The sequence below is a fragment of the Bacteroides sp. HF-4919 genome, assembly GCF_018860125.1.
Genome location: NZ_JAHKNF010000005.1, coordinates 299,875 through 314,895, shown reverse-complemented (window position 1 = coordinate 314,895; position 15,021 = coordinate 299,875). Strand labels below are relative to the sequence as shown.

Sequence of the window (15,021 nt, the reverse complement as noted above, 5' to 3'; positions counted from 1 at the left end):
AAACTTATACTTGTAGCAAGCCTCGGACAATGGTAAATCTCTTGTCCCGGCATCTGCTATGCCCAAACACTAAATTAGTACATAACTTATGAACAGTAAATTTTATCTGTTTCTTTGTTGTATGTTTTTGTGCACATCACTTGCTTTTGCACAGACAATCAAAGTAACAGGAACAGTAACAGACAAAATGGGACCGGTAATCGGTGCCACAATCATGGTAAAAAACTCAACGAACGGTACGGTCACCGACATAGACGGACGTTACCGTCTCGAGGCCTCCATAGGTGATATCCTGACTTTCTCTTTCGTCGGATACAATACGGTAGAAAAAGAAGTGAAAAGCAATAATCCTATGATCAACGTTGAACTGACAGACGATGTACAGGCTATAGATGAAGTAGTAGTAACTGCTATCGGTATCAAACAACAAAAGAAAAAGATCGGTTACACCACCCAGCAAATCAATAGTGACGTATTGAATGCAACTCCCAGCCTGAATGTCGGTTCTGCACTTTCCGGGCAAGTAGCCGGCTTATTGGTAGCCAATCCGACCGGTATTTTTCAGGCACCAAGTTTCAAATTACGCGGTAATACTCCTTTGATTGTATTAGACGGTGTTCCGGTAGAAACGGACTTTTTCGATATATCGAGTGAAAACATCGAAAGTGTCAACGTGTTGAAAGGTACAGCAGCTTCGGCGTTATATGGTTCACGCGGAAAAAACGGAGCTATCTTAATTACCAGCAAAACAGCCAAGAAAGAAGGGTTGGAAATCAACTTTTCCACCAACAATATGATTACTGCCGGTTTTGCCGTATTACCCGAAACACAGCATCAATATGGTAGTGGTTCGAACGGCAAATACGAATTTTGGGACGGTGCCGACGGTGGTATCTCAGATGGTGATATGACATGGGGTCCCAAACTAAACGTCGGGACCAAAGTAGCCCAATGGAATAGCCCCATCCGAGACAAAGTGACCGGGAAAGAAATTTCTTGGTGGGGAGATGTGAAAGGGACTCAATATGATGACAAATCACGCTATGAACGAGTTCCTATCGACTGGGTATCTCATGATAACCTGAAAGACTTCCTGCAAACAGGATTAGTAACCAACAACAACATCTCTATCGCCTATAAAGGAGAGAAAGCACGCTACTTTGTAACCGGACAGTATGCTTATCAAAAAGGACAGGTACCCTCTACACAAATGCACAGCGGAGGGGTCAACTTCAACTCCACTTTCGATCTTGCTCAAAACCTGCAACTTGACGCCAATCTGGCGTATAACAAGGTGGTTTCTCCAAGCTATCCACGCTATGGATACGGACCTAAAAACCATATGTACACCATTGTTGTATGGATGGGAGACGATGTGAACGGTAAAGAACTCCGTAAACATAAATATGTTCCGGGACAGGAGGGATATCGCCAGGCCAGCTATAACTACGCATGGTACAACAACCCTTATTTTGCCGCCGAAGAGCTTCAGCAGTCGGAAAACCGTGATGTAGTGAACGGTCAGCTACGTCTCAATTATCAACTCCTGCCCAACCTGAACATTCAGGGACGCGCAGCCTTACGTCAGAAGACAATTCTACAGGAAATGAAAGTTCCCAAAACTTACATGAACTATGGTGACTCACGTGAAGGCGACTACAAAGTCTGGAATGACCACCAGACCAATGTGGATGCTGATGTACTGGCTACCTATACACAAGATCTTACTCCCGATATTCTTTTTACACTGAATGCGGGTAGCTCTGTATTTTACCGAAATTACCGTCAAGAGTACCAGTCTACCGACGGTTTGATCGTTCCTTTCGTATACAGTATCAAAAACACCCAAGGACCATCCATTACCGATGCCAACCGGAACGAGAAATCCATCCGCAGTATTTATGGCTCTGTCAACCTCGACCTTTATAAATATGCTTACCTGACCCTGACGGGACGTAATGACTGGTCATCCACTCTCGCAAAAGGCAGCAATTCTTACTTTTATCCTTCCGTAGCAATCAGTACAATGGTGTCTGAATATGTCAAACTACCTACATTCATGGATTATCTTAAAATGTATGGCTCATGGGCAGTCGTTTCTACCGACTTGTCTCCATACCAGATTATATCTACCTACACTAAAGATACCAACTATGGTTCAAACCCGTCTATCTCCTATCCCTCGTCTCTGGTGAACTATTACATCAAACCCCAGAAAACGACCTCTTGGGAAGCAGGTTTATCAACTTCTTTTTTCCGGAACCGTCTCTCCTTCGACCTGACATATTATCACACGATTGACGAGAACCAGATCATCGACCTGAACATATCGAATGCTTCGGGTTTCACCAGCCGTAAAGTGAACGGTAATCAATATACCACTAACGGATGGGAAATCATGGCAAACGTACAGGCAATCCAAAATAGAGATTTCCAATGGGAATTTGCCCTGAACTGGAGCAAAAGCATAAAGAAGCTGACAGAAATATATGGTGGACAAAAAAAATTCGGTGACTTGAAAGTAGGCGACCGTGCCGACGCATTCTACGGTTCACAATGGCAAAAAAGTGCTGATGGAGAACTGATTCTCGATGAAAATGGCATGCCGACCAAAGACGCCTACAAGCAATATCTGGGACATCTGGACCCCAACTTCCGTATGGGTATGCAGAATACGTTCCGTTATAAAGACTTCACCCTGTCTGTCGATCTGGATGGTGCGTACAAAGGAGTCATCTATTCCGTACTGAGCGAAAAGTTATGGTGGGGTGGTAAACATCCGGAGTCTGTTGAATACAGAGATGCACAATACGCAGCCGGACATCCGGTATATGTGCCCAACGGTGTAGTGGTAACCGGAGGTGAACTGAAACGTGACATTGACGGAAATGTCATCTCGGATACCCGTACATACAGACGTAATACAACAGCCGTCGATTGGCAGCAATGGTGTCAGAATTACCCTTATCAGGCTTATGTGTCATCCAAAGAGAATGCGAAGTTTGCCAATGTATTCGACCGTAGTTACATTAAATTGCGCCGAGTAGCCCTGACCTACAACTTCACTAAATTACTTTCAAAACAAAGTCCCGTGAAAGGACTGACTGCCACAATCTTCGGCAACAATCTTGCTGTATGGAAGAAAGTTCCTTTCGTCGATCCTGACTATACGGGAGACAGCAATGACGGAGGGGCCAACGATCCTACTGCACGCTATATCGGTATGGGAGTCAACATAAAATTCTAAACATGTTATGAAACCAATAAGAATTTATAAAATGAAAAAGATATTATTATTTATGGCATCCATATGGATGTGCGTATCCTGCGGAAACCTGGAAAAGATGAATATAGATCCGGACAACGCCACTCAAACCCATCCCAAACTTTTGCTGACACAAATCAGTATGAATGCATTCAAAAGAGGAACCGACGGAATGTATGCTACTAAAAAAGTGATTCAGACTGACGGAGAAAGTGCCGACCAATACTACAAATGGACACGGGGAAGCTTTGGCTACTACAATAACCTGAGAAATGTACAAAAAATGGGTGAAGAAGCCGAACGTGTGAACGCTCCGGTATATACGGCGCTTACCAAATTCTTCCGTGCCTATTACTTCTACGAACTGACCTTACGCTTTGGGGACATTCCTTACCGCCAAGCCTTAAAAGGAGAAAAAGAAGAGATCTATACTCCTGAATACGATACTCAGGAAGATGTTTTCACGGGCATCCTTCAAGAACTGAAAGAGGCAGATGAAATACTGGCAAATGACGCCTCTGTAATTGATGGTGATATTATTTACAATGGTAATGGCAATCAATGGAGAAAGCTGATCAACTCTTTCCGGTTGAAAGTACTGATGACTCTTTCGAACCATACGACTGTGGGGAATCTTAATATTGCCTCCGAATTCAAGGCCATTGCAACAGGCAGCCCACTAATGGAAAGCCTGACCGACAACGGGCAGCTGGTTTATCTGGATCAACAAGGGAATCGATACCCTCAGTTTAACGCACAATGGTCCGGCTATTACATGGATGATACTTTTATCCAACGAATGCGTGAACGTCGGGATCCACGGCTTTTTATCTTCAGCGCACAAACCAATAAAGGAAAGACTGAAGGAAAGGCCATCGACGATTTCAGCTCTTACGAAGGAGGTGACCCGGCAGCTCCTTACAGTGATGCTATCATTAAAGTAAGTGAAGGAACCATATCACCTATCAATGACCGTTTCCGCACAGACCCTATTGTAGAACCAACCATGTTAATGGGGTATGCAGAACTGCAACAGATTCTCGCCGAAGCTGTCGTACGAGGATGGATCAATGGCAATGCGCAAACATATTATGAGAATGGTATCCGTGCCTCTTTCTCCTTTTATGAAACACATGCCAAAGCCTACGCCTCTTATCTCAATGCCGATGCGGTCAACCGATACTTACAGGAACCTTTGGTCGCCTTCGACAAAGCTGCCAACGTAGACGAACAGATAGAGCGCATCATTATGCAAAAGTACCTTGTAACCTTCTATCAAGGCAACTGGGATTCTTTCTACGAACAATTGCGCACCGGTTACCCGGACTTCCGCCGGCCTGCCGGAACAGAGATCCCTAAACGTTGGATGTATCCGCAAGGTGAGTACGACAATAACGGAGCTAACGTAGAAGCGGCCATCATGCGGCAGTTTGGTACAGGAAATGATAAAATCAATCAAACCACCTGGTGGCAAAAAAAAGACTAACCCAAATTCAAAAAAGTTATAACGATGAAAAAAATAATTCTAAGCAGTGCACTGCTACTGGCAAGCTTATGCGGACAGGCACAACAGGCTCCAGAAAAAATAAACTTCAATAAGAACGGAGAATTCAAGATTGCACAGTTTACCGATATGCACCTGGGACATGACCAGGAAAAAAACATGATTGTAGCAGACATGATAAAAGAAGTACTTGACTCTGAAAAGCCGGATCTTGTGGTTTTCACAGGAGACATTACCACGATGGACGAGGTCAGCCAGGCATGGGAAGCCATAGCCGGCGAACTCGCCACTCGCCAGCTCCCCTGGACTGCCGTCTTGGGTAACCACGATGATGAATATGCAGTAAAACGGGATGAGATTATACGTATCATCCAGCAACAACCTTATTGTATGATAAAAAACATCGCTGAAGGTATTAAGGGAGAAGGTAATCACATTATCCCAATCTATGGTTCGGCAGATAACAAAAAAGTAGCTGCACTGCTCTACTGTCTGGACACGAATGCCTACTCAAAACTCAAAACAGTGAAAGGATACGATTGGATCGGACAATCACAAATCAACTGGTATACCCGTGAAAGCCAAAAATATACCGAGCAGAACGGAGGACAACCTCTGCCCGCATTAGCTTTCCTCCATATTCCATTGCCGGAATATACTCAGGCATGGGAGTCATTTGATACCAAACGATACGGCGACCGCAACGAGAAAGAATGCAGCCCAAACATAAATAGCGGAATGTTTACCCAAATGCTGGAATGCGGTGATGTGATGGGAATTTTTGCCGGTCATGACCATGTGAACGACTACATCGCTACACTTTACAATATCGCTTTGGGGTACGGACGCGCTTCGGGCGGTAAAAACACTTATGGTGACAAAACACCCGGCAGCCGTATGATCGTTCTTAAAGAAGGTAAACGGGAATTCGACACTTGGCTTCGTGAGAAAGAAAATACGGAAAAGCTAAATGTCTGCACCTATCCGGACTCGTTCGTGAAAAAGAAATAGAGATCCTTCTTTTTCAGCTTACACAAAACGTTCTATAAGGAAAGTTACAGAGTTATTCATAAATCCCCCTTTTATAATAAACGTGCATTTATTACAAAAGGGGGATTTATAATTAAAAAAGCAAAGATAATCCTTGATTCTTTACAGTACCCCTTTACTGGATGGCAATTCAAAATGATAAATATCCCGTTTCAATGCCATTTTCAGTGCACGGGCCAAAGCTTTGAAAATACCTTCTATCTTATGATGTTCATTCTGTCCCTCGGCTTTGACATTCAAATTCATCTTGGCAGCATCGCTCAACGACTTAAAAAAGTGTAGAAACATCTCAGTGGGCATCTCTCCTATTTTTTCACGTTTGAATTCGGCATCCCATACTAACCAAGGACGACCTCCGAAATCAAGGCATACCTGGCAAAGGCAATCATCCATGGGTAAAGCATAGCCATAACGTTCAATTCCACGTTTACTGCCCAGCGCCTGATAAATACAATCGCCCAAAGCTATGGCCGTATCCTCTATGGTATGATGCTCGTCTACCTCCAGATCACCCTTCACCCGAATGCTCAGATCCATGCCGGAGTGCTTACCGATCTGCTCAAGCATGTGGTCGAAAAAGCCCAATCCGGTAGAAATTTCACAGGCACCATTACCATCCAAGTTGAGAGCTACCCAAATATCCGTTTCCTTTGTCGTACGATGCACTTCTGCTTTTCGTTCTCCTGCAAAAAGAAATTCAGTTATCCGGTCCCAGTCTGTAGTAGCAAGGACACAGTAGGATTCTAATCCCTTTTCTTTCAATAAGTCAGTGTTCTCCTGAAGATAGATAGCACGGCAACCTAAATTTTTGGCAAGTTCGACATCTGTCGGACGGTCACCTATGACAAAACTGCCTTCCAGATCATATTCCGGATTAGAAATGTATTTAGTCAGCATACCGGTACGCGGCTTCCTCGTAGGTGCATGATCTGCCGGCATACTACGGTCTATCAATATATCATCGAACGTAATACCTTCTCCCTCTAAAGTTTTCAGCATCAGATTGTGGGCCGGCCAGAATGTCTCCTCCGGAAAAGAAGAAGTACCCAGTCCATCCTGGTTGGTCACCATAACAAATTCAAAGTCGAGTTTACTATGGATAAATCCCAGATTACGAAAGACTTTAGGATAAAACTCAAGCTTCTCCAAAGAATCGAGTTGATAGTCGATGGGAGGTTCGATGACAAGAGTGCCATCACGGTCTATAAACAGTACTTTTTTTTTCATTTTTCCTATTGATATTTTTTCAGTGCTCCAATCAGTCTGGCATTCTCAGCCCGTGTACCTACAGTTACACGAAGACAATTACCACACAATGAAATGGAATTTCTGTTACGTACAATAATTCCCTCTCCCACCAGGTAGTTATAAATCTTCACCGCATCGGTTACACGCGCCAGGAAAAAATTCGCATTCGACGGAAACACCTGTAACACGCAAGGCAGCTCAATAAAAGCTTCTTCCAGATATCCCCTCTCCTCTTTCAACGTTTTTACCCAACGTTCTATCTCGTAATATTTGTGAAGCATCTCTATAGCTTGCTGCTGGGTCAACTGATTCACATTATACGGATATTTAATTTTGTTCAGGATTGCGATAATCCCTTCGGAAGCAAAGGCCATTCCCAAACGAATGGCTGCGCACCCAAATGCCTTGGAAAAGGTCTGTAAAACAACCAGATTCGGATATTTATCCAACTCGGATAAGAATGACGGTTGGTCAGAGAAGTCATTGTAAGCTTCATCCAAAATAACCAATCCTTCGAATCCGCCAATGACCTTTACTATCTCAGAACGAAGCAGATCGTTTCCCGTGGGATTATTAGGAGAACAAATAAAAATCATCTTTGTCCGTTCATCCGCCGACGCCAACAACTCTTCAGCCGAAAACTGGAAATCATCGTGGAGTAACACTTTGCGATATTCCACATCATTGACATCGGCACAAACCTGATACATGCCGTATGTAGGATCAATGGCTACTACGTTATCTTCACCCGGTTCACAGAAAGCACGGAATACCAGGTCGATAGCTTCATCACTGCCATTCCCGAGAAATATATGGGCGGGAGGTACTTTTTTGATTTTAGATAACTCCGATTTCAGATCCCGCTGCATCGGATCGGGATAACGATTGTGCGGTAAGTTATAGGGATTCTCGTTAGCATCCAAAAAGACGGATGCAGCCGCTCCGTTATATTCGTCACGAGCCGAAGAATAAGGTTTTAGCCTCCAGATATTCGACCGGGTTAATTCTTGCAATGTTCTCATTTTCTTATCTCCTTTAATCTAACGGTTACTGCATTTTTGTGTGCATCCAAATGTTCATTTGCAGCCATTACTTCGATAGCCGGACCAATAGCAGCCATTCCATCAGGAAGTATCTCCTGAAAGGTAATTTTACGGATGAAACTGTCGAGACTTACCCCACTATAAGCTTTGGCATAACCATTCGTTGGCAGGGTATGATTAGTTCCCGAAGCATAATCACCTGCACTTTCGGGAGAGAAGGCTCCCAAGAATACAGAACCGGCATTAATGATCCGTCCGGATACTTCCATGTAATTCTTAGTCTCAATAATCAGATGTTCTGGCGCATAAGCATTAGTCAATTCCAGCGCCTCATCCATATCCTTCACTAATATCAACTTACTATTGGCCAAAGATTTCTCGGCAATGTCGCGGCGGTTCAGATAGCCCAACTGTCGCTCAACTTCATATACGACTTCCGTTTGCAATTTTTCAGACGTCGTAATCAACACAGCCTGACTATCCACTCCATGTTCCGCCTGAGACAGAAGATCAGCGGCAACAAACACTGGATTAGCAGATTCGTCAGCCAGCACTTCTACTTCTGAAGGTCCGGCCGGCATATCAATGGCTACATCCCTCAAGCTAACAAGTTGTTTGGCTGCTGTAACATACTGGTTTCCCGGACCAAATATCTTATAAACCTTAGGAATACTCTCTGTTCCGTATGCCATAGAAGCAATGGCCTGTACTCCACCCACCTTAAATATTTTGCTGACTCCGGCCAAATGGGCAGCAAAAAGGATTGCCGGATGCACTTTCCCATTTTTGTCAGGTGGTGTGCAAAGTACAATCTCTTTGCAGCCGGCAATCTTGGCAGGAATTGCAAGCATAAGCACGGTAGAGAATAAAGGGGCCGTTCCTCCGGGGATATATAAGCCGACCTTTTCAATGGCTACTGCCGTCTGCCAACAAGTAACCCCTTCCATAGTATCTACCTTTTTCCCCTCAAAACGCTGTGCAGCATGGAAAGCCTCAATATTGCGTTTAGCCAGATAAATGGCAGCTTTCAATTCTATAGGAACCTCTTTTTCAGCTTCTTCAATCTCTTCGAGTGTAACGGCCAGTGAAGTGAGTTCGGCTTTATCAAACATAGCTTCATACTCCATCACCGTCCGGTCCCCACCAACTCTTACACGATTAATAATATCACGTACAGTATCAAAAAGGCTTTCTGTGTTGAGTACGGGCCGCTTCAGAATTTCATCCCACTGCGATCTATCGGGGTATTTAATCAGTTTCATTATTTTTTTAATTAAAAGTTCAACAAACAGACTCGCTTAAATAATCATCTTTTCAATAGGCAATACTAAAATTCCCTCCGCTCCCAGTGCTTTCAGTTTGCCTATAATCTCCCAAAATCGTTTTTCATCAAGTACTGTATGCACAGAGCACCAGCCTTCCTGTGCCAATGGCATTACGGTAGGACTCTTCATCCCCGGCAATACGGCAATAATATCATCCAACTTATCTTTAGGTGCATTCATCAATACATATTTTTTATCTTCGGCTGTTTTCACGGCATCCATACGGAAAAGCAATTCGTCCAATACCTCTTTCTTCTCTTTACTCATATTCTTATTGCCTATCAGCAGAGCTTCCGACTTCATCACGACCTCCACTTCTTTCAGACGATTGCTGACCAACGTAGAACCGGAACTGACAATATCAAAAATGGCATCCGCCAGTCCGATGCCTGGAGCAACCTCTACAGATCCGGTAATGACATGAACCTCGGCTTTAACTCCATTACTTTTCATGAAATTATCCAGAATTCCCGGATATGAAGTAGCAATTTTCTTTCCATTAAACCAACTTAGACCGGGATATTCAATATCTTTGGGCATAGCCAGAGATAAACGACATTTGCTGAATCCAAGACGCTTAATAATTTCTGCGTCTTCTTGTTTTTCTACGAATTCATTTTCTCCCACTATACCAAGATCAGCAACTCCCGTAGCCACAGATTGTGGAATATCGTCATCACGGAGGAAAAGCACCTCAATTGGAAAATTAGACGACTGTACGAGTAAAGTACGTTTAGTTGTGCTCAGTTTGATGTCTGATTCTTCAAGAAGGGCCATCGTTTCTTCAAAAAGGCGCCCCTTGGCTTGTACTGCGATTCTTAACATAATTACAATATCTTAATTTACAATTTAAATTCAATATCCGGAAAATAAAAAAGGCCCACCTTATCGGTAAGCCTCGTATTCTATCATATATATACACAATATCATCCTGCCCACCGAGTTATTCGATCGAGTAATGATGATGGCGATGTGTAATAGTAATGTTCATATCTTCATTCTTTATGCGACAAAAATAAACTATTAGTTCCGAATCACCAAACAATTATCAGAAAAACTTCCGTTTTTCTTTCAAATCAAAGGGAGTATCTCTTCATCTTCTACTCCACATGATAAAAAGTGCATCTCTTCTTTAGCTTTTTCCTTCGGAAAAGTGAAATAAGTGCAGATCGCTTCCGTACACAATTCTCCATTTTTGTTATAAAGACGTGCCTCTATCAGTACAATATTGCGTTTCACCTCTTTAATATGTGCCTTGAGTACTACATGCGAATCATTAGTATTGATCGACTTACGATAGCGAGTTTCCATTTTCGATGTCACTCCTGTCGTCTGTAACTTCCGGAGAACCACCCAGGCACAGATTTCATCGAGAAGTACCGCCTGAATGCCTCCATGCAACGTATCAATCCATCCTTGGTATTCGGGACGCGGACGCCAGATACTTATCACTTCATCATCCTCTTCATAAAATTCCATTTTCACACCGGCTTCATTGTTGGGAGCACAACCAAAGCAATTATATCCTTCCATTCCCTTCCAAGGATTAATAATCTTTTTCATACTTTCCTATTTTAAATCGCTCAAAGATATAAATCTTTTTGTAAAATGCACAATTCTCGCTACCAGAACTTTATCTATCATTCATTTGTTATACGAATATTCTATTGAAGAAAGGAAAAATATGAAAACAGTAGTAGACAAAGCCTCCTCCAGAGGTTATTTCAATCATGGCTGGCTTAAAACCTACCATACATTTAGCTTTGCAAACTATTACAACCCATCGAGAATGCATTTTGGCGCATTGAGAGTGCTGAATGATGACAGTGTAGCTCCATCAATGGGATTTGATACACATCCTCACCAGAATATGGAAGTGATTTCTATTCCCTTGAAAGGTTATCTGAGACATGGTGACAGTGTAAAAAACACCCAAACCATCACTCCCGGCGATATCCAAGTAATGAGTACGGGTAAAGGTATCTTTCACAGCGAATATAATGGCAGCGATAAAGAACAGTTAGAATTCCTACAAATATGGATATTTCCGAGAATCGAGAATACAGAACCGGAATATAACAACTACGATATCCGCCCCTTACTGAAAAGAAACGAACCGATCTTGATTATCTCGCCTGACGGTAAGGTACCTGCTTCCATCAAACAAGATGCCTGGTTTTCCATGGGAACATTTGATGCCGGAAAAAGCTTTGAATACAAATTGCACCAAGAAGGCAACGGAGTTTATATCTTCATCATCGAAGGGGATGTGAAGGTTGCAGATAATCTGTTATCAAAGCGTGACGGTATCGGACTCTGGGATACGAAGAACTTTAAAGTGGAGGTAATCCAGGAAGCAACTTTATTGTTAATGGAAGTACCAATGCGATAAAGCAATAATAAAACATAAGAAAGGCTGCCCCGCTTTATGCGAAGGCAGCCTTTCTTTTCATTTATTGAACACACTATTTATTTTTCTTTCCGGTAGTTCTCAAGTCCGGTCTGCAAGAAGTCTATATACTTGGATATATCTTCATCATAAGCATATGACTTGTTCAGCGGCTTACCTTCATTATCAATCAAAACATAAAAAGGCTGGGCATTGGCACCAAATTTCACACGCTGCAGATAACTCCATTTATCACCTACCGTACGCAGAGTACGTTCTGTTCCATTCTCTGTAATCTTCACCGGTTCAGTAAGTGGAGTCTTGTTATCAACATAAAGGGTAATCAATACATAATCATTATTGATAATGCTACTTACCTTCGGATCAGTCCATACGGCAAGCTCCATCTTACGACAGTTCACACAACCATATCCTGTAAAATCGAGCATCACCGGTTTGTTATGCTGGCGGGCATATTCCATACCCAAGTCATAATCGTCGAACTTAGCATGTACCTCATTGGTATAAAGATTAAAGTCCTGAGTCTTCATAGGTGGTGCAAACGCACTGACAGCCTTCAAAGGTGCTCCCCACAGGCCCGGAATCATATAAATGGCAAAAGCCAAAGAGATCAGTGCCATGAAAAAACGAGGAACGCTCACTTTCGTATCATCGTCATCGTGTGGAAACTTGATCTTGCCTAACAGATAAAAACCAAGCAAAGCAAAAATCACAATCCACAAAGCAAGGAAAGTTTCACGATCCAGAATTCTCCATCCATATGCCAAATCGGCAACAGACAGGAATTTTAGAGCAAAAGCCAATTCCAAAAAGCCCAATGTTACTTTAATCACATTCATCCAGCCTCCTGACTTAGGCATTGATTTCAGCCAAGACGGGAATAAGGCGAATAAAGTGAACGGCAGAGCCAGCGCAATGGCAAAACCGAGCATACCAATCGCAGGAGCAACTACGCTGCCGGTAGTAGAAACCTGTACTAACAGGAATCCGATAATAGGGCCTGTACAAGAGAAAGATACAAGCGATAATGTAAATGCCATCAAGAAAATACTCAGTAATCCGCTGGTAGCTTCTGCTTTACTATCTACAGCCGTACTCCATTTTGCAGGAAGTGTCAGTTCGAAAGCTCCAAAGAAAGAGGCGGCAAATACGATCAACATCAGACAGAACAGAATATTGAAGACCGCATTGGTGGAAAGAGCATTTAGCGCACTGGCACCAAATATCAAAGTAATGGCAAGTCCCAATGCCACATAGATCACAACGATAGATGCACCATAAGTCCATGCATCACGGATACCTTTCTTTTTATCTTTGCTCCTTTTTAAAAAGAAGCTTACCGTCATCGGTATGATAGGCCATACACAAGGAGTAAACAAGGCCAGCAAACCTCCCAGGAATCCTGTAATAAAGATATAGATCCAAGACATATCTTCCTGAGAATTTGCTTCTCCGAACTTCTTCAAATCATTAATAACCGGCTTCCATAAATCAATGCTGCCTACAGCAGGAGTAACAGCAGTAGCTGCCGGTTCTATAATACTATCAGAAACTGATGCGACAGGCTCTTCAACCGATGCTGCAGGAGTCTCTTTTACCGAAGTTGCAGCAGTTACAGCCGCCTTACCCGAAAGCTTGAAAGGGACTTGTGTAGGAGGTAAACAGTTTTCATCGTTACAAGCTCCATACTCCATATAACCTTCAATTGAATAATCATTGCCGGTAAACTTTATCTTTTGTACGAACTGGGCTGTCTTTTCAAAATAACGCACCTTCATTTCGAATAGCTTATCAAAGCTCGAAACTTCTTTTCCCCTCGGGGTCAATTTACCAACCACTTCGGCACCTGATATCTTATCCACATTAAAAGTAGCAGAAATAGGACCACCATCACCCAGATCGGTAGAATATACATGCCAACCGGCTTCAATCGTACCAGTAAAAACGATTTCGGCTTCAGCACCCGATAGGGTTTTCAGCTCTGTTTTAAACTTTACAGGCTCTTGTATCTGCGCCTGTGTCGTAAACACAACCAGCAGTAAAAGCAGAAAAGAGGATAATTTCTTCATTCTTTAATTTTTTATGATGTTTCTAAAAATATAACAGCTATCGAAATTTCCAGGTTTGAGTTTTCGGCAAATCTTAAATAGCTATCATTTTTTATAACTAAAATTCATAATCTACACACGCCCGGCTCTCTTTCGTTTCCGCCAGAATTTTACCGGCAGCCACATGTTCGGGATGGGTAGCGTAGAACTTTACATCATCCAGATTATCAAATTCACTATACAACGCAATATTCCAGGTTTCCCCCGGATTCATATTCAGCCCGACCTCAATCTTACGGATCACAGAGATTTTAGCAGGCAATGCTTCGATAGCTTCTTTAAAACTATTCATCACAACGAGTTTCTTTTCTACAGAAACATCGTCTCTTAACTTAAATAATACAATGTGTTTTACCATTACGTTGTTATTTTAATTATTTGTTTTTATATTTGTCAGCCGAAGTTGTTTTTTACAATTGCAAAATTACTCTATTTGTTTCAAATATACACTATAAAAGGATGTTAATAATAGGAATAGCAGGCGGAACAGGCTCAGGAAAGACCACCGTCGTACGGAAAATCATTGAGAGTCTGCCGGCTGGCGAAGTAGTATTACTGCCACAGGATTCATACTATAAAGACAGCAGTCATGTGCCGGTGGAGGAACGGCAGAACATCAATTTTGATCATCCGGACGCTTTTGAGTGGAGCCTTTTGTCTAAACATGTTTCCATGCTGAGAGAAGGCAAGTGCATTGAGCAGCCCACCTATTCCTATCTGACCTGTACCCGTCAGCCCGAAACGATACATATTGAGCCACGTGAAGTTGTCATTATCGAAGGTATACTGGCCCTATGCGACAAAAAACTGCGTAATATGATGGACCTGAAAATATTCGTCGATGCCGATCCTGATGAACGGCTGATACGCGTCATCCAACGTGATGTAGTGGAACGGGGCCGTACGGCAGAAGCTGTAATGGAACGATACACACGCGTCCTGAAACCCATGCATTTGCAGTTCATCGAACCTTGTAAGCGTTATGCCGACCTGATTGTCCCTGAAGGGGGAAGCAATCAAGTAGCTATCGATATATTGACCATGTACATCAAAAAACACATCGGTTAG

The 15,021-nt window shown here is 42.7% G+C and carries 12 protein-coding genes; 5 read left to right on the top strand and 7 right to left on the bottom strand.

Going from position 1 to position 15,021, the window contains the following annotated elements:
• Nucleotides 1-88: 88 nt before the first annotated feature.
• The 3 genes from KO473_RS11140 to KO473_RS11130 are packed head-to-tail and all read left to right on the top strand — an operon-like array spanning nucleotide 89 to nucleotide 5,780.
• Nucleotides 89-3,247 (top strand): SusC/RagA family TonB-linked outer membrane protein, encoded by a 3,159-nt coding sequence (locus tag KO473_RS11140; protein WP_005821026.1) that lies wholly within the window; start codon nucleotides 89-91, stop codon nucleotides 3,245-3,247.
• Nucleotides 3,248-3,278: 31 nt separating this feature from the next.
• The gene (locus KO473_RS11135; protein ID WP_005821028.1) at nucleotides 3,279-4,751 is read left to right on the top strand and encodes a SusD/RagB family nutrient-binding outer membrane lipoprotein; all 1,473 of its coding nucleotides are present in this window, start codon (nucleotides 3,279-3,281) and stop codon (nucleotides 4,749-4,751) included.
• A 24-nt stretch (nucleotides 4,752-4,775) separates the two neighbouring features.
• Nucleotides 4,776-5,780: a metallophosphoesterase family protein gene (locus KO473_RS11130; RefSeq protein WP_005780325.1), complete on the top strand. Its 1,005-nt coding sequence runs from the start codon at nucleotides 4,776-4,778 to the stop codon at nucleotides 5,778-5,780.
• A 141-nt stretch (nucleotides 5,781-5,921) separates the two neighbouring features.
• Here KO473_RS11130 and hisB read toward each other — a convergent pair whose 3' ends face one another.
• From hisB to KO473_RS11105, 5 genes are all read right to left on the bottom strand, one after another.
• Nucleotides 5,922-7,046, bottom strand: a complete 1,125-nt coding sequence (gene hisB, locus KO473_RS11125; RefSeq protein ID WP_005807455.1) for a bifunctional histidinol-phosphatase/imidazoleglycerol-phosphate dehydratase HisB — start codon at nucleotides 7,044-7,046, stop codon at nucleotides 5,922-5,924.
• A gap of 5 nt (nucleotides 7,047-7,051) precedes the next feature.
• On the bottom strand, nucleotides 7,052-8,089 hold the full coding sequence (gene hisC / locus KO473_RS11120) for a histidinol-phosphate transaminase (RefSeq protein ID WP_005821031.1): 1,038 nt from the start codon (nucleotides 8,087-8,089) through the stop codon (nucleotides 7,052-7,054).
• Nucleotides 8,086-9,372, bottom strand: coding sequence for a histidinol dehydrogenase (gene hisD, locus KO473_RS11115; RefSeq protein ID WP_216035111.1), 1,287 nt, complete (start codon nucleotides 9,370-9,372; stop codon nucleotides 8,086-8,088). Before hisD ends, hisC begins: the two co-directional genes overlap by 4 nt.
• 36 nt (nucleotides 9,373-9,408) lie before the next feature.
• Nucleotides 9,409-10,260, bottom strand: a complete 852-nt coding sequence (hisG, locus tag KO473_RS11110) for an ATP phosphoribosyltransferase (protein WP_005807457.1) — start codon at nucleotides 10,258-10,260, stop codon at nucleotides 9,409-9,411.
• Nucleotides 10,261-10,506: 246 nt separating this feature from the next.
• Nucleotides 10,507-10,998 carry a PaaI family thioesterase gene (locus KO473_RS11105; protein WP_005780335.1) on the bottom strand — a complete coding sequence of 164 codons (492 nt, stop codon included), beginning with the start codon at nucleotides 10,996-10,998 and terminating at the stop codon, nucleotides 10,507-10,509.
• Between the two features lie 121 nt (nucleotides 10,999-11,119).
• Here KO473_RS11105 and KO473_RS11100 point away from each other — a divergent pair, with 121 nt between their 5' ends.
• Nucleotides 11,120-11,827, top strand: a complete 708-nt coding sequence (locus tag KO473_RS11100; RefSeq protein WP_005821036.1) for a pirin family protein — start codon at nucleotides 11,120-11,122, stop codon at nucleotides 11,825-11,827.
• 77 nt (nucleotides 11,828-11,904) lie between these two features.
• Here the strand turns inward: KO473_RS11100 and KO473_RS11095 are convergent, their stop codons facing one another.
• Nucleotides 11,905-13,914, bottom strand: a complete 2,010-nt coding sequence (locus KO473_RS11095; RefSeq protein ID WP_005821038.1) for a protein-disulfide reductase DsbD — start codon at nucleotides 13,912-13,914, stop codon at nucleotides 11,905-11,907.
• A 97-nt stretch (nucleotides 13,915-14,011) separates the two neighbouring features.
• Nucleotides 14,012-14,311, bottom strand: coding sequence for a Dabb family protein (locus KO473_RS11090; protein ID WP_005780342.1), 300 nt, complete (start codon nucleotides 14,309-14,311; stop codon nucleotides 14,012-14,014).
• Nucleotides 14,312-14,412: 101 nt separating this feature from the next.
• Between KO473_RS11090 and udk the strand changes: the two genes are divergently transcribed.
• The gene (gene udk / locus KO473_RS11085; protein ID WP_005780344.1) at nucleotides 14,413-15,021 is read left to right on the top strand and encodes a uridine kinase; all 609 of its coding nucleotides are present in this window, start codon (nucleotides 14,413-14,415) and stop codon (nucleotides 15,019-15,021) included.

Excerpts from the sequence above, each read along its gene's own strand:
- KO473_RS11140 (WP_005821026.1), top strand. The coding sequence starts at position 89 with ATGAACAGTAAATTTTATCTGTTTCTTTGTTGTATGTTTTTGTGCACA.
- KO473_RS11135 (WP_005821028.1), top strand. The coding sequence starts at position 3,279 with ATGAAAAAGATATTATTATTTATGGCATCCATATGGATGTGCGTATCC.
- KO473_RS11130 (WP_005780325.1), top strand. The coding sequence starts at position 4,776 with ATGAAAAAAATAATTCTAAGCAGTGCACTGCTACTGGCAAGCTTATGC.
- hisB (WP_005807455.1), bottom strand. The coding sequence starts at position 7,046 with ATGAAAAAAAAAGTACTGTTTATAGACCGTGATGGCACTCTTGTCATC.
- hisC (WP_005821031.1), bottom strand. The coding sequence starts at position 8,089 with ATGAGAACATTGCAAGAATTAACCCGGTCGAATATCTGGAGGCTAAAA.
- hisD (WP_216035111.1), bottom strand. The coding sequence starts at position 9,372 with ATGAAACTGATTAAATACCCCGATAGATCGCAGTGGGATGAAATTCTG.
- hisG (WP_005807457.1), bottom strand. The coding sequence starts at position 10,260 with ATGTTAAGAATCGCAGTACAAGCCAAGGGGCGCCTTTTTGAAGAAACG.
- KO473_RS11105 (WP_005780335.1), bottom strand. The coding sequence starts at position 10,998 with ATGAAAAAGATTATTAATCCTTGGAAGGGAATGGAAGGATATAATTGC.
- KO473_RS11100 (WP_005821036.1), top strand. The coding sequence starts at position 11,120 with ATGAAAACAGTAGTAGACAAAGCCTCCTCCAGAGGTTATTTCAATCAT.
- KO473_RS11095 (WP_005821038.1), bottom strand. The coding sequence starts at position 13,914 with ATGAAGAAATTATCCTCTTTTCTGCTTTTACTGCTGGTTGTGTTTACG.
- KO473_RS11090 (WP_005780342.1), bottom strand. The coding sequence starts at position 14,311 with ATGGTAAAACACATTGTATTATTTAAGTTAAGAGACGATGTTTCTGTA.
- udk (WP_005780344.1), top strand. The coding sequence starts at position 14,413 with ATGTTAATAATAGGAATAGCAGGCGGAACAGGCTCAGGAAAGACCACC.